22 protein-coding genes are annotated in these 20,969 nt (G+C 71.9%); 14 read left to right on the top strand and 8 right to left on the bottom strand.

The features are described from left to right. The first annotated feature begins 3 nt into the window (after nt 1-3). Genes purB through ABG090_RS12545 form a run of 3 tightly spaced genes read left to right on the top strand, consistent with a single transcriptional unit; the run spans nt 4 to nt 2,992 of the window. A complete protein-coding gene (gene purB, locus ABG090_RS12535) occupies nt 4-1,383 on the top strand; it encodes an adenylosuccinate lyase (RefSeq protein ID WP_347755058.1) in 1,380 nt (459 codons plus the stop codon). A 2-nt stretch (nt 1,384-1,385) separates the two neighbouring features. Continuing rightward, complete coding sequence (locus tag ABG090_RS12540) at nt 1,386-1,946, top strand: GAD-like domain-containing protein (protein WP_347755060.1); 561 nt, start codon at nt 1,386-1,388, stop codon at nt 1,944-1,946. 29 nt (nt 1,947-1,975) lie between these two features. Further along, on the top strand, nt 1,976-2,992 hold the full coding sequence (locus ABG090_RS12545) for a zinc-binding dehydrogenase (protein WP_347755063.1): 1,017 nt from the start codon (nt 1,976-1,978) through the stop codon (nt 2,990-2,992). A 97-nt stretch (nt 2,993-3,089) separates the two neighbouring features. Here the strand turns inward: ABG090_RS12545 and ABG090_RS12550 are convergent, their stop codons facing one another. The 6 genes from ABG090_RS12550 to ABG090_RS12575 all read right to left on the bottom strand — a co-directional run bounded on the left by ABG090_RS12550 (nt 3,090) and on the right by ABG090_RS12575 (nt 7,469). Beyond that, entirely contained in the window at nt 3,090-4,595 is a 1,506-nt protein-coding gene (locus ABG090_RS12550; protein ID WP_347755064.1) for a catalase, read from the bottom strand. Then, nucleotides 4,592-5,038, bottom strand: a complete 447-nt coding sequence (locus tag ABG090_RS12555) for a Fur family transcriptional regulator (protein WP_347755067.1) — start codon at nt 5,036-5,038, stop codon at nt 4,592-4,594. Before ABG090_RS12555 ends, ABG090_RS12550 begins: the two co-directional genes overlap by 4 nt. 64 nt (nt 5,039-5,102) lie before the next feature. After that, complete coding sequence (locus tag ABG090_RS12560; protein ID WP_347755070.1) at nt 5,103-5,942, bottom strand: sulfurtransferase; 840 nt, start codon at nt 5,940-5,942, stop codon at nt 5,103-5,105. Nucleotides 5,943-6,004: 62 nt separating this feature from the next. Continuing rightward, nucleotides 6,005-6,631 carry a hypothetical protein gene (locus tag ABG090_RS12565; RefSeq protein ID WP_347755072.1) on the bottom strand — a complete coding sequence of 209 codons (627 nt, stop codon included), beginning with the start codon at nt 6,629-6,631 and terminating at the stop codon, nt 6,005-6,007. Continuing rightward, nucleotides 6,628-6,888, bottom strand: coding sequence for an ABC transporter ATP-binding protein (locus tag ABG090_RS12570; protein ID WP_347755074.1), 261 nt, complete (start codon nt 6,886-6,888; stop codon nt 6,628-6,630). Before ABG090_RS12570 ends, ABG090_RS12565 begins: the two co-directional genes overlap by 4 nt. After that, on the bottom strand, nt 6,885-7,469 hold the full coding sequence (locus ABG090_RS12575) for a hypothetical protein (protein WP_347755076.1): 585 nt from the start codon (nt 7,467-7,469) through the stop codon (nt 6,885-6,887). Before ABG090_RS12575 ends, ABG090_RS12570 begins: the two co-directional genes overlap by 4 nt. Nucleotides 7,470-7,531: 62 nt before the next feature. Here ABG090_RS12575 and ABG090_RS12580 point away from each other — a divergent pair, with 62 nt between their 5' ends. From ABG090_RS12580 to ABG090_RS12590, 3 genes are all read left to right on the top strand, one after another. Then, nucleotides 7,532-8,752, top strand: coding sequence for an amidohydrolase (locus ABG090_RS12580; protein WP_347755078.1), 1,221 nt, complete (start codon nt 7,532-7,534; stop codon nt 8,750-8,752). Between the two features lie 104 nt (nt 8,753-8,856). Beyond that, a complete protein-coding gene (locus tag ABG090_RS12585) occupies nt 8,857-9,432 on the top strand; it encodes an NADPH-dependent FMN reductase (protein ID WP_347755081.1) in 576 nt (191 codons plus the stop codon). A 55-nt stretch (nt 9,433-9,487) separates the two neighbouring features. Then, the gene (locus tag ABG090_RS12590; protein WP_347755083.1) at nt 9,488-9,769 is read left to right on the top strand and encodes a YciI family protein; all 282 of its coding nucleotides are present in this window, start codon (nt 9,488-9,490) and stop codon (nt 9,767-9,769) included. A 10-nt stretch (nt 9,770-9,779) separates the two neighbouring features. Here ABG090_RS12590 and ABG090_RS12595 read toward each other — a convergent pair whose 3' ends face one another. Further along, complete coding sequence (locus ABG090_RS12595) at nt 9,780-10,670, bottom strand: DNA-formamidopyrimidine glycosylase family protein (protein ID WP_347755086.1); 891 nt, start codon at nt 10,668-10,670, stop codon at nt 9,780-9,782. Nucleotides 10,671-10,703: 33 nt separating this feature from the next. Beyond that, nucleotides 10,704-11,771 (bottom strand): NYN domain-containing protein, encoded by a 1,068-nt coding sequence (locus ABG090_RS12600; RefSeq protein WP_347755089.1) that lies wholly within the window; start codon nt 11,769-11,771, stop codon nt 10,704-10,706. Nucleotides 11,772-11,889: 118 nt separating this feature from the next. Between ABG090_RS12600 and ABG090_RS12605 the strand changes: the two genes are divergently transcribed. From ABG090_RS12605 to ABG090_RS12640, 8 genes are read left to right on the top strand one after another with little or no spacing between them, the layout of a single operon-like run. Continuing rightward, on the top strand, nt 11,890-13,047 hold the full coding sequence (locus ABG090_RS12605) for an ABC transporter ATP-binding protein (protein ID WP_347755092.1): 1,158 nt from the start codon (nt 11,890-11,892) through the stop codon (nt 13,045-13,047). 29 nt (nt 13,048-13,076) lie between these two features. Beyond that, entirely contained in the window at nt 13,077-14,267 is a 1,191-nt protein-coding gene (locus tag ABG090_RS12610; protein ID WP_347755095.1) for a spermidine/putrescine ABC transporter substrate-binding protein, read from the top strand. Further along, the gene (locus ABG090_RS12615) at nt 14,260-15,162 is read left to right on the top strand and encodes an ABC transporter permease (RefSeq protein ID WP_347755097.1); all 903 of its coding nucleotides are present in this window, start codon (nt 14,260-14,262) and stop codon (nt 15,160-15,162) included. The genes ABG090_RS12610 and ABG090_RS12615 overlap by 8 nt, the downstream gene beginning before the upstream one ends. Then, entirely contained in the window at nt 15,159-16,040 is an 882-nt protein-coding gene (locus ABG090_RS12620) for an ABC transporter permease (protein ID WP_347755100.1), read from the top strand. Before ABG090_RS12615 ends, ABG090_RS12620 begins: the two co-directional genes overlap by 4 nt. Nucleotides 16,041-16,061: 21 nt before the next feature. Next, nucleotides 16,062-17,717, top strand: a complete 1,656-nt coding sequence (locus tag ABG090_RS12625) for an amidohydrolase (RefSeq protein ID WP_347755101.1) — start codon at nt 16,062-16,064, stop codon at nt 17,715-17,717. A gap of 23 nt (nt 17,718-17,740) precedes the next feature. Further along, entirely contained in the window at nt 17,741-19,174 is a 1,434-nt protein-coding gene (locus ABG090_RS12630; protein ID WP_347757617.1) for an FAD-binding oxidoreductase, read from the top strand. Further along, a complete protein-coding gene (locus ABG090_RS12635) occupies nt 19,171-19,506 on the top strand; it encodes a cupin domain-containing protein (protein WP_347755104.1) in 336 nt (111 codons plus the stop codon). The genes ABG090_RS12630 and ABG090_RS12635 overlap by 4 nt, the downstream gene beginning before the upstream one ends. Then, nucleotides 19,503-20,873: an FAD-binding oxidoreductase gene (locus tag ABG090_RS12640; RefSeq protein WP_347755107.1), complete on the top strand. Its 1,371-nt coding sequence runs from the start codon at nt 19,503-19,505 to the stop codon at nt 20,871-20,873. The genes ABG090_RS12635 and ABG090_RS12640 overlap by 4 nt, the downstream gene beginning before the upstream one ends. Nucleotides 20,874-20,969 lie beyond the last annotated feature (96 nt).

Here is a 20,969-nt window from a genome sequence, read left to right on the forward strand (position 1 = left end):
ACCATGCCGCTGCCCATCCAGCCCCTCTCGCCTCTCGATGGCCGCTACCAGCGGCAGACCTCCGCGCTGGCCGAGTACCTCTCCGAAGCGGGCCTCAACCGCGCCCGCGTGCACGTCGAGGTGGAGTGGCTGCTGTGGGTGGCAGAGCACCGGCTGTTCGGCGCGGAAGCCGTGCACGCGGACGCGGCGGCGGCGCTGCGGCAATGGGCGGCCGACTTCGGCCAGACGGAGATCGACTGGCTGGCCGAGAAGGAAGCGGTGACGCGCCACGACGTGAAGGCCGTCGAGTACCTGGTGCGCGATCGGCTCGAGCAGCTGGGCCTCGAGCGCCTGTCCGAGGCCGTGCACATCGCCTGCACGAGCGAGGACATCAACAACCTCTCCTACGCGCTCACGATCCGCTCGGCGGTGCAGGAGACCTGGATGCCCGCGTTCCGCGCGGTGATCGATCGCCTGCGCGAGCTCGCGCTCGAGCAGCGCGACCGCCCCATGCTGTCGCTCACGCACGGCCAGCCCGCCACCCCCACCACGCTCGGCAAGGAGCTCGCGGTCGTCGCGTGGCGGCTGGAGCGGCAGGCGACGCGCATCGAGCAGATCGAGGTGCTGGGCAAGTTCGCCGGTGCCACGGGCACCTTCTCGGCCCACGTCGTGGCCGAGCCGGATGCGGACTGGCCCGCCACCGCATCCGCCTTCGTCGAGCACCTGGGGCTCACCTGGAACCCCCTCACCACGCAGATCGAGTCGCACGACTGGCAGGCAGAGCTCTTCGGCGCCATCTCGCACGCCGGCCGCATCCTGCACAACCTCGCGACCGACGTGTGGACCTACATCATGGTCGGCACCTTCACGCAGATCCCGGTCGAGGGCGCCACCGGGTCGTCGACGATGCCGCACAAGATCAACCCGATCCGCTTCGAGAACGCCGAGGCCAACCTCGAGATCGCCTCGGCGCTGCTCGAGTCGCTCTCGGCCACGCTCGTCACCAGCCGCCTGCAGCGCGACCTCACCGACTCGTCGACGCAGCGCAACATCGGCGTCGCGCTCGGGCACTCGCTGCTCGCGCTCGACAACCTGCAGCGCGGCCTGGGCGAGATCGCGGTCTCGGATACCGCGCTCGACGCGGCGCTGGAGAGCAACTGGGAGGTGCTGGCCGAGGCGATCCAGACCGTGATCCGCGCCGAGGTGCTGACCGGCAACTCGCAGATCGCCGACCCCTACGCGCAGCTCAAGGAGCTCACGCGCGGGCAGCGCGTCGGCCAGGAGCAGCTGGTCGCGTTCGTCGACGGCCTCGACATCTCGGATGTCGCGAAGGAGCGCCTGCGCCGCCTCACGCCCGGCACCTACACGGGCGTCGCGAGCGCGCTCGTCGACCGCCTGCCGTAGGCGTGCTCGAGATCCCCGACTTCGTGCCGCACGCCCCGGTGGAGGCGGCGACGATCGACGCCTACGACGGGCTGGTGCCTGCGGAGATCCTGGAGCTCTGGCATCGCTACGGCTACGGTTCGTTCGGCGATGGGTTCGTGCGGCTGATCGACCCGCACGCGTACGAGGCCCGCATCGGCAATCTGCTCGGCAAGATGATCGGCGAGGGGCCCGCGGTGCCGATCATGGTCACGGCGCTCGCCGACCTGGTGCTGTGGGAGCCCGATCGGGGTGTCGCCGGTCTGCTGCTGCGGCGCCGGCGCGCCGTCGGCCTCGGCTCGCGGCCGCGCACCTTGGTGCAGCTGACGTCGAAGCACGGCGCAGCGCACCTGGCACGCGCGTTCGACTGGGCGCCCTACCCGGAGGCGATCGCGCGGCACGGGATACCCCCATACGACCACGTGCTGGCGCACCTGCCTCGACGAACCGACGAACCGACGCCAGCGCTCGACGCGCTCCAGCTCCATCCGGCGCTGCCGGCCGTCGAGGCGCTGCTCGACCGGCAGGGGCCCATCCTGCACTGACGACGCCCGATCAGTGCCACGCTGGAGCCATGCGAGCGACCATCCTGCACGCCCCCGGCGACGTCCGCGTCGAGACCTGGGCGGACCCATCCATCGAGCGCCCCACCGACGCGATCGTCCGCGTGGTCGCGGGCTGCGTCTGCGGCTCCGACCTGTGGCCGTACCGCGGCGCGAACCCCGCGAGTCCGCCGCGCACCATCGGCCACGAGGCGATCGGCGTCGTGGAGGCCGTCGGCGCCGAGGTCGAGCGTGTGCGCACGGGCGACTTCGTCATCGTGCCCTTCAACCATTGCTGCGGCCGCTGCGTGCACTGCCTCACCGGGCAGACGCAGGGCTGCGTCGAGCTGGCCATGACCGCGAGCGGGCAGGCAGAGCTGGCCCGCGTCACGAACGCCGACGCGACCTGCTTCGTGCTCGACGCGGCGCCCGACGCGGCGCAGCACGCGGCGGTGCTGGCGCTCAGCGACGTGCTGCCCACCGGCTACCACGCGGCCGTCTCCGCTGGCGTCGCCCCCGGATCGACCGCGGTGGTCGTCGGTGACGGCGCCGTGGGCCTGTGCGGCGTGCTGTCGGCGCGGCGGCTGGGCGCCGCGCGCATCATCGCTCTCAGCCGCAATCCCGAGCGGCAGCGCATCGCGACGGCCTTCGGCGCCACCGACCTGGTGCCCGACCGCGGCGACGACGCCGTCGAGGCAGTGCTCGAGCTCACCGACGGTGTGGGGGCGGATGCGGTGCTCGAGTGCGTGGGCACCGGCGAGTCGATGCTCACGGCGTTCCGGGTCGCCCGCCCGGGGGCGACCGTCGGCTTCGTCGGCGTGCCGCACGGCACGGAGATCCCATGGTCAACCGCGTTCCGCAACAACGTCGGGCTGCGCGGCGGCATGGCGCCGGTGGTGCGCTACCTGCCCGAGCTGGTACCTGCCGTGCTCGCGGGCGAGATCGACGCATCCGCGATCTTCGACCTCGAGCTGCCGCTCGAGCAGGCGCCGGAAGGCTACGCGGCGATGGATGAGCGGCGCGCGGTGAAGGTGCTGCTGCGCCCCTGACGACGACGATGCCCTGACGATGCCCTGACGCGACGATGCCCCGACGCGACTCGGCCCGCGCCGGTGGAGACCAGCGCGGGCCGAGTGGGCTTCCGGATCAGAAGACGGCGGGCGTCCGCACCGGCTCCGTCGCGAGCGACGTGCGCGGCTCGGCGATGGGCTCCAGGCCCGCCTCGACGCGGGCACCGAGCCCGGCGTCGACCTGCTTCCAGTACGCGATCGCGCGCTCGCGGATCTCCGGCACGCGCGTCTTGCCGACGTGACCGACGATGTTCGCCACCAGGCGCTCGCGCTCGGGGTCGCTCAGCACCTCGCGCACGAGCGTGCCCGCCTGACCGAAGTCGTCGTCCTCGGGGTGCAGCGTGACCGCCGAGCGCACGAGCTCGCCGTCGCTCTGCCAGCCGCCGTCATCACCGGCCGCCGCCGCGTCCGCCGCCGGCCCGCCGAACGAGTTCGGTGCGTACACGGGTGCGCTCGGCGAGCGGAACGTGTGGCGCAGCTGACCGTCCTTGTCGTACGAGTCGACGCTCGTCGCCCGTGCGCGGTTGACGGGCAGCTCCGCGTGGTTCGCACCCACGCGGTAGCGTTGCGCGTCGGCGTAGCTGAAGATGCGCGCCTGCAGCATCTTGTCGGGGCTGGCCGCGATGCCCGGCACGAAGTGCGCGGGGCTGAACGCCGCCTGCTCGATCTCGGCGAAGTAGTTCTCGGGGTTGCGGTCGAGCGTCATCTGACCGACCTCGATGAGCGGGTAGTCGCCGTGCGGCCACACCTTCGTCAGGTCGAACGGGTTGAAGCGGTAGGTCGCCGCGTCTTCGTACGGCATGATCTGCACCGACAGCGTCCAGGACGGGTGGTCGCCGTCCTCGATCGCCGAGTACAGGTCGCGGATGTGGTGGTCGGCGTCGCTGCCCGCGAGCTCGTCGGCCTCCTCCTGCGTGAGGAAGTCGTTGCCCTGGTTGGTCTGGAAGTGGTACTTCACCCAGAACCGCTCGCCCGCCGCGTTGATCCACTGGTAGGTGTGCGAGCCGAAGCCATCCATGTTGCGCCAGGTCTTGGGCAGCCCGCGGTCGCCCATGAGCCACGTCACCTGGTGCGCCGACTCGGGCGAGAGCGTCCAGAAGTCCCACTGCATGTCGTTGTCGCGCAGGTTGGAGCCCGGCAGGCGCTTCTGCGAGTGGATGAAGTCGGGGAACTTGATGCCGTCGCGGATGAAGAAGACCGGGGTGTTGTTGCCGACCAGGTCGTAGTTGCCCTCGGAGGTGTAGAACTTCAGCGAGAAGCCGCGCGGGTCGCGCCACGTGTCGGGGCTGCCCTGCTCACCGGCGACGGTGGAGAAGCGCGCGAGCATCTCGGTCTCGACGCCCGGCTGGAACAGCGCTGCACGCGTGTACTGCGAGACGTCGTGGGTCGTGACGAAGCGGCCGTAGGCGCCGCCGCCCTTGGCGTGCACGACGCGCTCCGGCACCCGCTCGCGGTTGAAGTGCGCGAGCTTCTCCACCAGGTAGTGGTCGGTGAGCGCGATCACACCGTCGGCGCCGACGCTCTGCGAGTGGGCATCGCTGCCGATGGGTGTGCCGACGCTGTTCGTGGTGGGTGTCGTCATGTGGTGCTCCGTTTCATGTCAGGGTTCTGGGTCTGCGCGCACTCGGCGCAGACGCCGACGAAGGTCACCTCTGCGGCGTGCACTGTGAAGCCCTCGGGGGCGTCCGCGTGCAGGCACGGGGCCTCGCCCACGACGCAGTCGACGTCGTCGACGCGGCCGCAGCGGGAGCAGACCGCGTGGTGGTGGTTGTCGCCGATCCGACGCTCGTAGCGCGCGGCGGATCGAGCGGGCTCGAACCGGCGAAGGATGCCCGCCTCGGTCAGGTCGCCGAGCACGTTGTGCACCGACTGCACGCTCGTGTCGTGCCCACGCTCGGCGAGCGTGCGATGCACGCCCTCGGCGTCGGCGTGCGGCAGCTGCTCGAGCACCTCGAGCACCGCGACGCGGCCCTGCGTCACGCGCAGCCCGCGCGCTCGCAGCAGCTCGATATCGGTCTCCGTCATCCCTCCACGATAGCGATTATCGTGAACGAGTCAAAACAAGACCCTCGACGGCGCTCCGAAGCTGCTAGCCCTCGGTGACCACGGGTCGGCCGGAGTCCCGATGGCCCCACTGCGACCAGGACCCGTCGTACACGCAGACATCCCGGTCGACGAGCGTCGCCGCGAGCGCGATCACCGCCGCGGTGACGCCGGAGCCGCAGCTGGCGATCACCGCACGATCGCCCGCTGCCGCCTGGATCCGCTCCCGCAGCGCCGCGGGCGGCAGCATGCGGCCTCCGGGTGCGAGCGCGCCGTAGTGCAGCGAGACCGCACCGGGCATATGGCCGGCGCGCACGGTCTCGCGCGGGTCGGGCTCGGCGCCCGAGAAGCGGCTCGCGGAGCGCGCATCGAGCACCGCGACGTCGCCGGAGTCGAGCGCCGCCGCCGTGACGTCCGCGCCGACGAGTGCCGAGGCATCCCAGCGCACCTCGACGTCGCCCTCGCGACCGGTGGAACCCGCGACCGGTACGAGCGGCTGCCCTGCCTCGATCCAGCCCGGCAGCCCGCCATCGAGCACCGCCGCATCGATGCCTGCGGCGCGGAGCATCCACCACGCGCGGGCGCTCGAGAAGATGCCGGCGGCGTCGTAGGCGACGAGGCGGTCGCCGGCGCGGATGCCGAGCGCGCGCAGCTCGCGCTCGAAGTCGGCGGGCGCGAGCATGTCGTGCACGCCCACGGGGCCCAGGCCGTCGGCGTCGTCCTGCCGCGACATCGCGCCCCCGAGGTCGAAGCGCACGGCGCCCGGGATGCCCTCGTCGGGCAGCGGCTGGCTGCTGCCGGGCGGCGCCATGCTCGCATCGACGATCACGAGCCCGTCATCGTGCAGGTGCGCCGCGAGCCACTCGATGCTGACGAGATCATCCATGCGGCCATCGTGGCAGAGGCTCCGCTGCTGGCGAGCGGATGCGCCGGGCTCGCGGGGCAGTGTCAGTGCTGCTCGTCGGGGAACGACGTGATGATCTGCTCGGAGCCGAGTCCGAAGCCGACGGTGACCATCCAGGAGCGCTCGACCTGCTCGTCGTCGACGAGCTCGACCAGCACGTCGTAGTTGACGATGTCGTCGCGGTACGCCTCGACCCGGGTCGGCTCCTCGAGCGCGCGGTCGATCGCGAACCAGGCGACGTCCTCCCACTCGGCACCGACCAGGTCGGCGAGCTCGCCGAAGTCGCCCGTGTGGCCGTCGGCGATGTGGCGCCAGCCGGCGCCGGATGCGTTGCCGCAGGTCATGGTGGCGCCGCCCGCCGGCACGTCGAGCTCCGGCCAGGGCGCCCGGTCGAAGACCTCCAGCGTCTCGCGGCCCGCCATGCCGTCGCATACGCCGTCGGGGTCGACGTCGTCGGTGATCGGGTCGAAGACGAGGCCCGCCACCACCAGGTGCGGGCCATCGACGGTAGCCGGCCTCGCATCGCCGCCGTCGGCAGCGGTGCTCGCGGACGGCTGCGCGGCGCCGTCGTCGGCAGCGCCCGGCGCCGTCGTGCAGCCGGCGAGCAGCAGCGCGGGGATGAGCAGGGCGGGGCTGAGCAGGGCGGCCGGCAGCGGGAGCCGGCGGCTCACCGCTCGAAGCCCTCGCGCTTGTCGAGGTCGGCGGATGCTCGGCCCTTCGGCTTCACCGCCAGCATGAGCGTCGCGGTCAGCAGCAGCGTGGCGATGAAGCCGATGCCGCCGAACACGATCGCGAGCGTGACGTCGCGCACGGTGAGCATGACGACGAGCCCGATGAACAGGCCCGCGACTGCGGCGAAGACGACGTACTCGAAGGGCTTCAGCCTCTGTCGACGGCTGGGCTCGTGGGGACGGTGGGGGGTGCTCATGCGCTGCTCCGCTCGGTTGTAGGGGTGCGTGCCGGGCGAGCGGAGAGGGCCGCGACCGCGTGGAAGACGCCGACGATGACGGCGTAGGCGCCGAGGAGCCCGGTGAGGGTGACGGGGTCGCGCAGGAACGCGTAGATGACGCCCAGCGCCACGGTGAGAGCCCCGACGACCAGCCAGTCGCGGCTCAGCGCTCGCGCGCGCGGCTCGGTGACCGACCGCATCCGCCACCAGCCCTGCAGCTCGAGCAGCCCGGCGGGGACGGCCCAGAGGGCGACCGCGAGGCCGAGCGCCGTCGGGGTGGGAGCCGCGACTGCGAGCACGGCCGCGACGAGTGCGGCGGCGCCCGTCCATGCGGCGAGCCGCAGCGGCCAGCGACCCGCGCCCTGCGGCACCTGCTCGCGCGCGATCCACAGCGTGGCGGCGGTGCCGGCCAGCAGCAGCGCGAGCGCGATGAGCCCGACGATCGGCGCATGCAGCTGGACGAACGGCAGCGGCAGGCCGACGACGAGCGCGGGGACGGCTCGCAGCGCAGGGAGGTGCCAGTGGCGCGACCCCTGCGAGGCGACGGGCGTGGCGGTCACGGCTGCTCCTCACGGTTCAGCCTCGATCCTATCGGCGGGTGGGCGCCGCGTAGCCTGGCCCCATGACGCTCGACACGCACCGCCCGTTCATCGAGGACCTCTACCGCGAGCTGCACGCGAACCCCGAGCTCTCGCTCCGGGAGCACCGCACGGCAGCCCGGATGGCCGAGCTGCTGCGCGAGGCCGGGTTCGAGGTGCATGAGCAGGTCGGTGCCGCCACCGGCGTGGTCGGCGTGCTGCGCCGCGGCGAGGGGAAGACGGTGCTGCTGCGCGCCGACATGGACGGCCTGCCGGTCACCGAGGTCGAGCAGGTGCCCTATCGATCGACCGCGACCGACGAGCTCGGCGGCTCCCCGGTCGGCATCATGCATGCGTGCGGGCACGACACCCACATGGCCGCGCTGCAGGGCGCGCTGCGCATCCTCGCGGACCGGGACGACTGGTCGGGCACCGTCATCGCGGTGTTCCAGCCGGCGGAGGAGACCATGGACGGCGCGCTCGGTATGCAGGATGCGCTGCGCGAGCTCTTCCCGGACGGCATCGACGTCGCGCTCGGGCAGCACGTCATGCCGGGAGCGGCGGGCACGGTGCTGACGGCAAGCGGACCCGTCATGGCCGCGAGCGACCACTTCGTCGTCACGGTGCGCGGCCGCGGCGGCCACGGCTCGCAGCCGGAGAAGACGATCGATCCGATCGTGCTCGCGGCGAGCATGGTGCTGCGGCTGCAGACGATCGTCTCGCGCGAGGTCGCGCCCAGCGATCAGGCGGTGCTCACGATCGGCACCTTCCGCGCCGGCACGAGGCAGAACATCATCCCCGAGACGGCGCGCTTCGAGATCAACATCCGCACCTTCGACGAGCGCGTGCGCACCCGGATGATCGCGGCGATCGAGCGCATCGTGCAGGGCGAGTGCGCGGTGGCGGGCGCGCCGCCCGCCACGATCGAGACGGGTGAGCGGGCGCCGCTGACGATCAACGACGCGGCTGCGGCCGCCGCCGTGGGTGCCGCCTTCGACGCCGCGTTCGGCGACCGGCACATGCCGCAGACGCCGCTGCTCGGCTCGGAGGACTTCAACTACCTGCCCGACACGTGGGGCGCCCCCTCGGTCTACTGGTTCTACGGCGGGTTCGATCCCGAGCTCGTGGCCGAGGCGACCGCGCGCGGCACCGCCGACGCGGACGTGCCCTCCAACCACTCCCCCGACTTCATCCCGGTGCTGCAGCCGACCCTCGACACGGCGACGACCGCGATGGTGGCGGCGGCGCGCGCGTTCCTCGTCTGACCGGGATACGCCCGCTGCTCGGAATACGGCGCTGCTCGGAGCGTTCTCTGATAGCGACGCCGCGTTGTCAGCGGCCGCATCCCCAGCCATCACCGAGGAGAGTCATGTCCCAGCGCCCCCAGATCGGCATCATCGTCGGCAGCACCCGTCCCGTCCGCGTCGGCCGGCCCGTCGCCGACGAGCTCGTCACGATGATCGAGGCGGCAGGCGCCGAAGCCGTGATGCTGGACCTGGCAGAGCAGCGGCTGCCGCTGCTCGACGAGGCGCTGCCGCCGGCATCCGGTGTGCGCACCAACGCCCACAGCATCGCCTGGGCGGAGCGGATCGACGCGCTCGACGGCGTCGTCTTCCTGACCCCGGACTACAACTCGGGGTACCCGGCGGCCCTCAAGAACGCCATCGACTACCTGAAGGCGGAGTGGCAGGGCAAGCCCGCCACGATCGTCTCCTACGGCTGGGCCGGCGGGCGCTCGGCCGCGGCGCAGCTCGCATCCGTGCTCAGCTACATCGGCGTCGCGCTGCAGGGCGACGGCGTGCAGCTGCCCTTCGAGCGCAGCGACTTCGACGAGTCGATGCGCATGGTCGACGCCACCGCGTTCGTCGCGCGCTCTCGTGAGGCGCTGCAGGCGAGCATCGACCTGGTGGTCGCGGCGGCCGCCGACGAGCTCGTCTCGGTCTAGTCGCCGCTGTGCCCCGGATGCGGCGGCCCGCTGCGCCAGTGCCTAGGCTGAGCGCATGATCGCCGTCATCCTCTCCTTCTCCGACGACCCCGCACGCCTCGAGCTGCGGCCCGCGCATCGCGAGAAGGCCGCCGCGCTGGTCGCCGAGGGCACGCTCGCGGCCGGCGGCCCCTTCGCCGATCAGTCGGGGGCACTGCTGCTGTTCGCGACCGACGACATGGGCACCGTCGAAGCCGCGCTCGCCGACGACCCGTACTACTCCGCCCCGGGAGTGCGAGTGGCCACGGTGCAGCCCTGGACCGTCGTCTCCGGCGGCATCGTCGCGCACGCAGGCTGATCGCGGCGGTTCAGCGGCGCACGCCGAGCCGCGACAGCACGCGATCGGAGAGCGGCTTGCCGCCGGTCTGGCAGGTGGCGCAGTACTCGAGCGTCGAGTCGGCGTAGATCACCTGCCGCACGGTGTCGCCGCAGACGGGACACGCTTCGCCCTTGCGACCGTGCACGCGCATGTGCTGCCGCTTCTCAGCCTTCTGCGATGACGCCGGCACCCCGACGGCATGCTCGACCGCCTCGGTGAGCACCTGGCGCAGCGCCTCGTACAGCCGGTGCACCTCGTCGGCCGGCATCGATGCCGGGTGGAATGGCGACATGCCCGCCGCGTGCAGGATCTCGTCCGAGTAGGCGTTGCCGATGCCGGCGATGCGCTGCTGGTCGCGCAGCACGCCCTTGATCTGCGCGCGGCCCGCATTCGCGAGGATCGCCGCGAAGCGCTGCTCCGTGAAGTCGTCGCTGAGCGGCTCCGGCCCCAGCGTCGCGATGGAGAGCACCTGATCGGGATGCGCCACGACGTGGATGGCGAGCCGCTTGCGCGTCGCCTGCTCGGTCACGTCGAAGCCGTCGCCGGCGAGCGGATCGCCGTCCGGTGACTCGAGCACGACGCGCGCCGCCAGCGGACCCCTGCCTCGGCCGGCCGCGGGCCGGGGCGAGGCATCGCGCCACCGGATCCAGCCCGAGCGGGCGAGGTGCATGACGAGGTGCGGGCCGCCGTCGACGGAGAGCACGAGGTGCTTGCCGCGGCGGTCGACCGTGCGCACGGGAGCGCCGTGCAGGGCGTCGGCCGGCGGATCGACCGTCTTGAGCGCGGCGATCTCGAGCACGTCGACCCTGCGGATCACCCGCCCGGTGAGCCGTTCGCGCAGATCGACCGCGAGCGCTTCGACCTCCGGCAGCTCTGGCATGCAAGCCAGTGTGCACCCGCCGGCCGAGCGCAACTAGAGCGTCTTGAGCTGCAGCAGGCGCGCCTGCCCCTCCTCGCGCATGTCCGCCAGGTCGGAGCGCGCGGTCACGAAGTCGGTGAACGACCTGTGGCCCAGCGACTTCTCGTTGAAGACCGGGTCCATGCGCTTCATCTGCTCCTTGACGACGTTGGCGTGCAGCCACTCGTCATCCGACTTCTGGTGCAGGATGCGCAGTGCGCGCTCCAGCAGGCCGGTCGCGGCGTCGCCGCGCTCGTCGCGCGACATCGCGACCTCGTCCTGCTCGGCCGCGACCGACTCGCTCGTCGCGCGACGGCGGCGGCGGGCCGGCTTCTGCTCCGCCTCGGGCTCTGCCTCTGCCTCGGGCTCGGCCGCTGCAGCGGTGTCGGCGGCACCGTCCTCGGCCTTGCCCTTGGCCTCCTGCGACTTCGCACCCTTGCCGCGCGTCTGCCTGCGCGCCGGGGCCGCCTCGGGCTCCGGCTGGGGCTCGGGCTCGAGTTCCTCGATGCGCACCGGCTCGATGCCCGGCAGCGCGTCGTAGTCGGCGAACTCGTCGCAGGCGGCGGCGAGCGACTTCGAGGTGCTGCCGGCGACGCCGATGCCCACCACGTAGCTGCCCAGCCGCTTCGCGCGCTGCGCGAGGGCGATGTAGTCGCTGTCGCCGGCGACGATCACCACGTGCGTGATGTCCTCGAGCCGGAAGAGGTCTTCGACCACGTCGACCGCGAGGCGGATGTCGGCGCCGTTCTTGAGCGCTCTGGTGGTGGGGAACATCTGCACCAGGTCGACCGCGCGCGCCAGCAGCTGGTCGCGGTAGGCGGCGTGCGCCGGCACCGACCAGTCGGCGTAGGCACGGCTCAGCACGATCGAGCCGAAGCTGGAGGCGTAGTCGATGATCGCGCCGAGGTCGACGGTTGCCTGCTGGAAGCGCGTGCGTGCCTTCGACTCGCGGCCGTCGGCCGGCAGCGTGCGCACCTTGTCGGCGTGGAAGGCGCCCCGGCCATGCAGCTGGTCGTAGCGGGAGATGAGGATGTTGTCGAAGTCGATGTAGACGGCGACACGCGCCTCGAGGTCTGTTGGCATGGGTCCAGTGTGACAGTCGCGCCGTGGATTCCTCGGATCGCGTGCGCGGAGCACCCTCTTGTGCCTATGGTGTTGTCCACGTGCACAACGAGGCGCACCTGACGGGAAGGGCCGACCTTTGTCGAATGCACCGGACGCGACCGCTGCCCCCGCCGACCTCGAGACGGCCCGCGGGAGCATCCAGCTCGCCCACGTCACGAAGCGCTACGGCGACCACGTCGCGGTCGACGACCTGGTGCTCGACATCCAGCCGGGCGAGTTCCTGTCGCTGCTGGGGCCCTCCGGCTGCGGGAAGACGACGACGCTGCGGATGATCGCGGGGTTCGAGCACCCCGACGCTGGCGACATCCGCATCTCCGGTGCCAGCGTGCTCGGCCGCCCGCCGCACCGCCGCGACGTCAACACCGTCTTCCAGGCCTACGCGCTCTTCCCACACATGTCGGTGGCCGAGAACGTGGCGTACGGGCTGCAGCAGCGGCGCACGCCGCGCGCCGAGATCCGCAGCAAGGTCACCGAGGCGCTCGAGATGGTGCAGATGCGCAGCTTCGCCGATCGCAGGCCGACGATGCTCTCCGGTGGCCAGCAGCAGCGCGTCGCGCTCGCGCGCGCCCTCGTCAACCGCCCGGCGGTGCTGCTGCTCGACGAGCCGCTCGGCGCGCTCGACCGCAAGCTGCGCGAAGAGATGCAGCTCGAGCTCAAGCTGCTGCAGTCCCGCCTCGGCATCACCTTCGTCTTCGTGACGCACGATCAGGCCGAGGCGCTCTCGATGAGCGACCGGATCGCGATCATGCGCGATGGCCGGATCGAGCAGCTCGGCGACCCCGACAGCGTCTACGCCCGGCCCGCGTCCGCCTACGTGGCCGCCTTCGTCGGCCAGCAGAACTTCTTCGAGGGCCAGCTCGTCGACGCCGGTCGCGGGATCGACGGCGACCACGTGCGACTGCGATCGACCGACGACCGCCTGGCCGCCGGCCCTGGCATGGCTGCGGTGCGCCCCGAGCATGTGCGGGTCGAGCCCGATGACGGCGGAGCGCTCCCGGATGCGAACGCGGTGCGCGGCACCCTGCTGGGGGTCTCGCATCTCGGCGAGACCAAGCAGTTCCTCGTGCGCCTCGGCGACGACCAGAGCATCGTCGTGCGCCAGCCGACCGCCCAGTCGCTCGAGATGAGCACGGGCGACAGGGTGCGCTGCTCATGGCTCGCAAGCGATGTGCACCTCTTCCCCGCCACGGATGCGGCTGCCGCAGGCGGCCGCATCGATCCCCCCACGGACTGATCCCCGCCCACGCCAAGCAGGAGGCACCGATGACCGCTGGAAAGAACCCGATCCGCATCCTCGCGAGCGCAGAGGCCGTGCCGCTCATCGAGCGGGAGGTCTCCCGGCGACGCTTCCTGAGCATCGCCGCCATCACGGGCGGGTCTGCGCTGCTCGCGGCCTGCACCCCCAGCGGGGGCGGCAGCCCCGCCGGATCCCCCGGCGCCACCGGCGGCACGCTCGAGCGGGAGCTGTCGATGTACACCTGGGGCGACTACGACGCCCCGGACGTGCTCTCCGGCTTCAGCGACGAGCTGGGCCCGACGATCAGGCTCGACTCGTTCAGCTCCAACGAGGAGATGATCGCCAAGCTCGTCGCCGCCCGCGGCACCTCGGGCTACGACGTGATCGTGCCGACCGGCTCGTTCATCCCGCAGATGATCGAGAACGAGCTGCTGCTGCCCTTCAACAAGGAGCTGCTGCCGAACCTCACCAATCTCGACCCGCAGTACCTCGGCAGGGACTGGGATCCCGAGAACCAGTACTCCGTGTGCAAGGCGTGGGGCACGACCGGCTTCGTCTACGACAACACCGTGATCACGCGAGAGCTGTCGACCTGGGGCGACTTCCTGGACGCCGCGATGACCGAGGCGAGCGGCAAGACCACGCTGCTCGACGACCCGGCCGGCGTGCTCGGCCCGTACTTCTGGCGCGACGAGATCGATTGGAACACCACCGACGAGGCGCAGCTCAGCGCCTGCCGCGACTTCCTCGTGAACGAGCTGGCCTCGCACATCGTCGCGTTCGACTCCTACCCCGGCGGCAGCGCGATCCCGCAGGGCACGCACGTGCTCATGCAGTCGTGGAACGGCGACGCGCGCCTGGGCATCATGGAGTCGCCGGATCCCGATCGCTGGACCTGGGTGCTCCCCGGGCCGGCCACGGAGCTGTGGATGGACAACTGGGCGATCGCCGCCGGTGCGCCGCACCCCGAGGCCGCCCACGCGTTCATCAACTGGTCGATGACGCCCGACGCCATGCTCTCCAACCTCGACTACATCGGCTATCACGTGGGCGGCAAAGACCTCGAGCAGGTCGCCGCCGACGCGGGCCTGGAGATGACCGATCTGCTCTTCTTCACCGACGAGCAGCTCTCGACCATGCACGAGGGCGAGCTCAACGAGTCGCAGGGTCGTCGCGTCGAGATCTGGAACGAGATGAAGGCCGCCGCGGGTGCGTAGGAGGTCGTTCGGCGCGCTGCTGGCACTGCCGGCGTGGTTCTGGCTGGCCACCTTCTTCGTCGCCCCCGTGGCGATGGTGATCTGGTTCAGCTTCGGCTACAAGCCCGGCGTGTTCGGCACGCACGCGAACGACATCCTCTCCTTCGACCGCTACGCCGAGGCGCTCTCGCCCACGTTCGCCATGACGTTCCAGAACACCCTGTGGGTGGGCATGCTCGGCACCCTGCTGTGCTTCCTCATCGGAGCTCCGGTCGCCTACTGGCTGGCCTTCAAGGTGCGACCGGAGCGGCGCGGCATCATGCTCGCGCTGGTGCTCATCCCGTTCTGGACCAACTTCCTCATCCGCACGATCGGCTGGCAGGTGATCCTGGCTCCCGAGGGATGGGCGTCGCAGGCGCTGGAGGCCGTGGGGCTCGGGCCGATCGACATCCTCTACACGCGCGCCGCGGTGCTGCTCGGCGTCGTCTACAACTACCTGCCGCTCATGATCCTGCCGCTCTACGTCGCCTTCGACCGGGTCGGGCCGCAGGTGCGGGAGGCGTCACGGGATCTGGGCGCCGGGTCGCTCGCGACCATCGTGCGGGTGACGCTGCCGCTGTCGAAGCCGGGCATCATCGCCGGCGTGCTGCTGGTCTTCATCCCCCTGATGGGCGACTACATCACCGCGACCGTGCTCGGCGGCGCGCAGGGCAACATGGTCGGTCAGCTGGTCGCGAGCCAGTTCCAGAGCGCGCAGAACTGGGCGCTCGGCTCCGCGATGGCGGTCGTGCTCATGCTGGTCATCACCCTCACGATCGCCGTCTGCGGTCTGGCGCTCTGGCTGCTCGCTCTGCCGCTGCGCTGGCGCGGGCGGCTCGTGCTGGGGCCGGAGACCGCCGACAGGAGTGCCCGATGACCGCCCCCGCGCCCCGCACCGCGCCGCGCGCACGCCGCCCGCACCGATCGGCGAGCGACCTGGCGCTCACGATCTGGGGCGTGCTGGTGCTGCTGTTCCTGTTCGCGCCGATCATCGTCATCGTCGTGCACTCGTTCAACGACGGGCGACTGCTGGTGTCGTTCGACAGCTTCGGCTTCACCGCCTTCCGCGCGATCGTCGACAACCCGATCGTGCAGGATGCGGTGCGCGTCTCGGTCATCACCGCAGCGATCTCCGCCATCATCGCGACGGCGCTCGGCACGCTCGCCGGCATTGCGATGGCGCGGCACCCCGGTCGGTGGGCGTGGTGGTTCCTCGGCATGCTGCTGCTGGTGTCGGTCACGCCCGAGATCGTCGACGCGATCGCGCTGCTGCCGTGGTTCGTCTTCCTCGGCCAGGATGCGGGGATGCCGCTGTTCGACAACGGCTACGTGCGCCTGTCGATCGGCTCGTCGCTGTTCGCGATGGCGATCGTCTCCTACATCGTGCGCGCTCGCCTCGTCGGCCAGGAGGGCAACCTGGAGGAGGCATCCGGCGATCTCTACGCGACGCCGTTCACGACCTTCCGCCGCGTCACCCTCAAGCGCGCGATGCCGGCCGTGCTCGCCGGCTTCCTGCTCGCCTTCACGCTCAGCCTCGACAACACCATCATCGCCGCGTTCGTGCAGGTCTCGGGCACGACGCCGTGGCCTGTGTACGTGCTCTCGGCCGTGCGCTCCGGCCTGCGGCCCGAGATCGCGGCCGTGTCGACGATCATGCTCCTCCTCACGCTCGTCGCCCTCGGGATCGTCGCCATGGTGCTGCGCCGCGCGGGCGACTCGGCGACCCAGATCGCGCGCACCATGACCGGCGGCTGAGCCGCCAGAGAAGGAATCCCCATGCCCCACGCCGACCTGGTCCTCGCCGGCGGTCCCGTGTTCACGGCCGACGCCGCCCGCAGCCGCGCCAGCGCAGTCGCCGTCGCGGACGGCCGCATCGTCGCGGTCGGCGGCGACGCCGTGCGCGAGCTCGTCGGCCCGCGCACCGAGCTCGTCGACCTGCGCGGTCGGATGCTCGTGCCCGGCTTCCAGGACGCGCACGTGCACCCGGTCTCCGGCGGGCTCGACCTGCTGCGCTGCGACCTCGCCGAGGGCACGTCCGAGACCGAGTACCTCGACACGATCGCTCGCTACGCGTCCGAGCACCCGGATGCCGAATGGATCCTCGGCGGCGGCTGGTCGATGTCAGCGTTCCCGGGCGGCACGCCGACCGCCGCGACGCTCGACCGGGTGCTGCCCGACCGGCCGGCATTCCTGCCGAACCGCGACGGGCACGGCGCGTGGGTGAACTCGGCCGCGATGCGCCTCGCCGGCATCGACCGGCACACCCCTGATCCGGCCGACGGTCGCATCGAGCGCGACGCCGATGGGAATCCCACCGGCACGCTGCACGAGGGCGCGATGTCGCTCGCCAACCGGCTGGTGCCGGCGGCGAGCGGCGAGCTGCTGCACGAGGCGCTGCTGGCCGGCCAGCGCTACCTGCACTCCTTCGGCATCACCGCGTGGCAGGACGCGATCGTGGGCGACTACAGCGACCTGGGCGATCCCGGTGAGACGTACCGGCGCGCCGCCGCGGACGGATCGCTCACCGCGCGCGTGGTCGGCGCGCTCTGGTGGGATCGCACGGCGGGTCTCGAGCAGATCCCGTCGCTGCTCGAGCGGCGCGAGCGGCTCAGCGCCGGCAGATTCCAGGCGACCACCATCAAGGTGATGCAGGACGGGGTCGCCGAGAACTTCACCGCGGCGATGCTCGAGCCCTACTGCGACGGGCACGGGCACGCGACCGACAACGCGGGGATCTCGTTCGTGCCGCCGGAGCTGCTGCGGGAGGCGGTCGCGCAGCTCGACGGGCACGGGTTCCAGGTGCACTTCCACGCCATCGGCGACCGGGCGGTGCGGGAGTGCCTCGATGCCGTCGAGCACGCGATCGGGCGCAACGGCCACGGCGACGGCCGCCACCACATCGCGCACATCCAGGTGATCCACCCCGAGGACGTGCCGCGGTTCCGCGAGCTGGGGGTAGCGGCCAACATGCAGTCGCTCTGGGCGACGTTGGAGCCGCAGATGGTCGACCTCACGCTGCCCTTCCTCGGCGAGGAGCGGTCGGCATGGCAGTACCCCTTCGGCGATCTGCTGCGCACGGGGGCGACGCTCGCCGCCGGCAGCGACTGGTCGGTCTCCTCCCCCAACCCGATGGCGGCCATCCACACCGCCGTCAACCGGCAGGCGGCCCCCGGCTTCGAGGAGGGCGACTACGAGCCCTTCCTGCCCGAGCAGTCGATCGACCTCGCGACCTCGCTCGCCGCCTACACGGCAGGATCGGCGTGGGTCAACCACCTGGACGGCGACACGGGCACGATCCGCGTCGGCGCGCTCGCCGACCTCGCGGTGCTCGACCGCGACCCCTTCGCGGGCCCCGCTGGCGAGATCGGGTCGACCCGCGTCCTGCAGACCTTCGTCGACGGTGCGCGCGTGTTCGCAGCCGACGACGCATGATGACGACGAGAGCGACGGGACCCATGGGCAGCACGATCTTCGAGCGGCAGGCGCCGGATCCCCGCACGGTCGCCCACAGCCTCGAGCACACCCGCTCGGCGGTGTTCTGGACCGAGGATGTGCCCGAGCGGCTGCGCCCGCGGCGGCCCTCGCTGCGCGGCGAGACGACGGCCGACCTCGTCGTCGTCGGGGGCGGCTACGCGGGGCTCTGGACCGCGCTGCTGGCGAAGGAGCGCGATCCCGACCGGCGGGTGGTGCTCGTCGAGGCGCATCGCGTGGGCTGGGCGGCCTCGAGCCGCAACGGCGGCTTCTGCGAGGCGAGCCTCACGCACGGCGACGAGAACGGCGAGCGCCGCTGGCCGGCGGAGATGCCGCAGCTGCGCCGACTCGGCATGGAGAACCTCGACGCGATCGAGGCGGCCCAGGCGCGCTACGGCATCGACTTCCAGTTCGAGCGCACCGGGCAGCTCTCGGTCGCAGTCGAGCCGCATCAGGTGGCGTGGCTCGAGGAGGCGGCGGCGGAGGCGGACGCCGACACCGTGCTGCTCGACCGCGCCGAGCTGCAGGCCTCCATCGGCTCCCCGACCTATCTCGCGGGGCTGTGGGAGCAGCGCACGTGCGGCATGCTGCATCCGGCGCTGTTCGCTGCCGAGCTCGCGCGGGCGGCCGAGGAGCGCGGTGTCGAGATCTTCGAGCGCACGCAGGCGACCGGCATCGACACCCCGCCGACGGGCGACGTGACGGTCTCGACCGACACCGGCAGCATCCGCGCGAAGCACGTCGCCCTGGCGACGAACGTCTTCCCCTCACTGCTGCGTCGCAATCGACTGATGACGGTGCCGGTCTACGACTACGTGCTCATGACCGAGCCGCTGACGCCCGAGCAGCTCGCGTCGATCGGGTGGCGCGACCGGCAGGGCCTGAGCGATCTGGCGAACCAGTTCCACTACTACCGGCTCACGCGCGACAATCGGCTGCTGTTCGGCGGCTACGACGCGATCTACCACTACGGCAGGCGCGTCGACGGCCGGTACGAGCATCGCCCCGAGGCGTGGGAGCGGCTTGCGGGCCACCTGCTGACGACCTTTCCGCAGCTGGAGGGCGTGCGCTTCTCGCACCGCTGGGCCGGCGCCATCGACACGTCGACGCAGTTCTCCGCCTTCTTCGGGCACGCGCGGGCACGGCGGGTCGCGTATGCGGCAGGCTTCACGGGGCTCGGCGTCGCCTCCACACGATTCGCGGCCCAGGTCATGCTCGACCTGCTGGCGGGTGAGGAGACCGAGCGCACCCAGCTCGAGATGGTGCGGCGTCGCCCGCTGCCGTTCCCGCCGGAGCCGCTCGCCGCGGTCGGCATCAACGCCACCCGCTGGTCGCTCGACCGCGCCGACCACCGCGAGGGCAAGCGCAACCTGCTGCTGCGCGGGCTCGACGCGCTCGGCCTCGGGTTCGACTCGTGACGGCGCTGTCCGCGGGCGCGGCGGCCGACGCGCTCGCGCTGCCGGTCGAGCTCGAGCCCGTGCCCGACGAGCAGGTGCTGGCGGGCTCGCCGAGCACCGGCTGGACCATGCTCGACGCGCGGGTCGGGGTGTGGGAGATGACGCCCGGCAGCATGCGCGACGTCGAGGAGGACGAGGTGCTCATCGTGCTCGCGGGCTCCGCGACCGTCGCCTTCGACGAGCCGGCGCTGCCCGATGTCGAGCTGCGCCCGGGCTCGATCATGCGACTGCGCGCGGGCATGCGCACGCGATGGACGGTGCACGAGACCCTGCGCAAGGTCTTCCTGGCATGACCGTCAACGGCGATGTCTCGTTCTGGTGGCAGCAGATCGGAGCGCCGCGGCAGCGTCCGGCGCTGGAGGGCGACGCGGATGTCGACGTCGCGATCGTCGGCGCCGGCTACACGGGGCTGTGGACAGCGCTCGCGCTCGCCAGCCAGCAGCCCGATCTGCGGATCACGGTGCTCGAGCGGCGATTCGCCGGCTTCGGTGCCTCGGGGCGCAACGGCGGCTGGCTGACGAATTCCGTCACCGGCGGCCGCGAGCAGTACGTGCGCACTCATGGCCGCGCGGGGGCGAATGCGCAGCAGCGCGCCATGAACGCCGCGGTCGACGAGGTGATCCGCTGGGCCGCGAGCGCCGGGGTGGACGCCGACATCGTCGCCGGTGGCGAGCTGGGCGTCGCGCGAAGTGCCGCGCAGCTGGCGCGGTTGCGCGCTGCGCACGCCGCAGAGGCGGCCTGGCCGCACACGGACGTCGAGCTGCTGGATGCCGCGCAGCTGCGGGACCGCATCCGCATCGACGGCGCGGTCGGCGGCCTCTGGCACCCGCACTGCGCACGTGTGCACCCCGCGAAGCTCGTGCGCGGTCTCGCGGCCGAGGTCGAGCGGCTCGGCGTGCGCATCGTCGAGGGCACGACCGTGCGCGAGATCCGACCGGGACGTGCGGTGACCGACCGCGGCACCGTGCGGGCCGAGTTCGTGCTGCGCGCCACCGAGGGCTTCACCGCCGACCTCGCGGGCGAGCACCGCACCTGGCTGCCGATGAACTCGTCGATGATCGTCACCGAGCCGCTGCCCGCCTCGTTCTGGGACGCGGTCGGCTGGCAGGATGCCGCGACGCTCGGCGACCTCGCGCACGTCTACCTCTACGCGCAGCGCACCGCCGACGGCCGCATCGCACTCGGCGGTCGGGGCGTGCCCTACCGCTACGGCTCGCGCATCGACGACGAGGGTCGCACGCACGAGCGCACCGTGCGCAGCCTGACGGCGGCGCTGCACCGACTCTTCCCCGGTGCGGCCGGCGTGCCGATCGCGCACGCGTGGTCCGGCGTGCTCGGCGTGCCGCGCGACTGGTCGGCGAGCGTCGGCCTCGACCGCTCGACCGGGCTCGGCTGGGCCGGCGGCTATGTCGGCACCGGCGTGACGGCCACCAACCTCGCCGGCCGCACGCTCGCCGACCTGGTGCTCGGCAACGACACCGAGCTCGTGCGGCTGCCGTGGGTGGGCCACCGTGCCAAGCGCTGGGAGCCGGAGCCGCTGCGATGGCTCGCGGTGCAGGGCATCTACGGTGCCTACGGGCTCGCCGATCGGCTCGAATCGCGCGGCGGCACGCGCACCTCGACGTTCGCGCGCCTGGCAGACGCGGTCTCGGGCCGCTAGGCACGCGCACGCGGATCGGCTCGCTGAGGGCGAACGCGGGTTGCGCACCGGGGCCGCACACGGCATCGTGGCGGGCTCACCGATCGGAAGGAGCGC

Origin of the sequence: Agrococcus sp. ProA11, assembly GCF_039880525.1 — a bacterium.
Lineage (GTDB): Bacteria > Actinomycetota > Actinomycetes > Actinomycetales > Microbacteriaceae > Agrococcus > Agrococcus chionoecetis.

Excerpts from the sequence above, each read along its gene's own strand:
- ABG090_RS12545 (WP_347755063.1), top strand. The coding sequence starts at position 1,976 with ATGCGAGCGACCATCCTGCACGCCCCCGGCGACGTCCGCGTCGAGACC.
- ABG090_RS12630 (WP_347757617.1), top strand. The coding sequence starts at position 17,741 with ATGGGCAGCACGATCTTCGAGCGGCAGGCGCCGGATCCCCGCACGGTC.
- ABG090_RS12560 (WP_347755070.1), bottom strand. The coding sequence starts at position 5,942 with ATGGATGATCTCGTCAGCATCGAGTGGCTCGCGGCGCACCTGCACGAT.
- ABG090_RS12620 (WP_347755100.1), top strand. The coding sequence starts at position 15,159 with ATGACCGCCCCCGCGCCCCGCACCGCGCCGCGCGCACGCCGCCCGCAC.
- ABG090_RS12595 (WP_347755086.1), bottom strand. The coding sequence starts at position 10,670 with ATGCCAGAGCTGCCGGAGGTCGAAGCGCTCGCGGTCGATCTGCGCGAA.
- ABG090_RS12625 (WP_347755101.1), top strand. The coding sequence starts at position 16,062 with ATGCCCCACGCCGACCTGGTCCTCGCCGGCGGTCCCGTGTTCACGGCC.
- ABG090_RS12600 (WP_347755089.1), bottom strand. The coding sequence starts at position 11,771 with ATGCCAACAGACCTCGAGGCGCGTGTCGCCGTCTACATCGACTTCGAC.
- ABG090_RS12590 (WP_347755083.1), top strand. The coding sequence starts at position 9,488 with ATGATCGCCGTCATCCTCTCCTTCTCCGACGACCCCGCACGCCTCGAG.
- ABG090_RS12555 (WP_347755067.1), bottom strand. The coding sequence starts at position 5,038 with ATGACGGAGACCGATATCGAGCTGCTGCGAGCGCGCGGGCTGCGCGTG.
- ABG090_RS12640 (WP_347755107.1), top strand. The coding sequence starts at position 19,503 with ATGACCGTCAACGGCGATGTCTCGTTCTGGTGGCAGCAGATCGGAGCG.
- purB (WP_347755058.1), top strand. The coding sequence starts at position 4 with ATGCCGCTGCCCATCCAGCCCCTCTCGCCTCTCGATGGCCGCTACCAG.
- ABG090_RS12580 (WP_347755078.1), top strand. The coding sequence starts at position 7,532 with ATGACGCTCGACACGCACCGCCCGTTCATCGAGGACCTCTACCGCGAG.
- ABG090_RS12585 (WP_347755081.1), top strand. The coding sequence starts at position 8,857 with ATGTCCCAGCGCCCCCAGATCGGCATCATCGTCGGCAGCACCCGTCCC.
- ABG090_RS12610 (WP_347755095.1), top strand. The coding sequence starts at position 13,077 with ATGACCGCTGGAAAGAACCCGATCCGCATCCTCGCGAGCGCAGAGGCC.
- ABG090_RS12570 (WP_347755074.1), bottom strand. The coding sequence starts at position 6,888 with ATGAGCACCCCCCACCGTCCCCACGAGCCCAGCCGTCGACAGAGGCTG.
- ABG090_RS12550 (WP_347755064.1), bottom strand. The coding sequence starts at position 4,595 with ATGACGACACCCACCACGAACAGCGTCGGCACACCCATCGGCAGCGAT.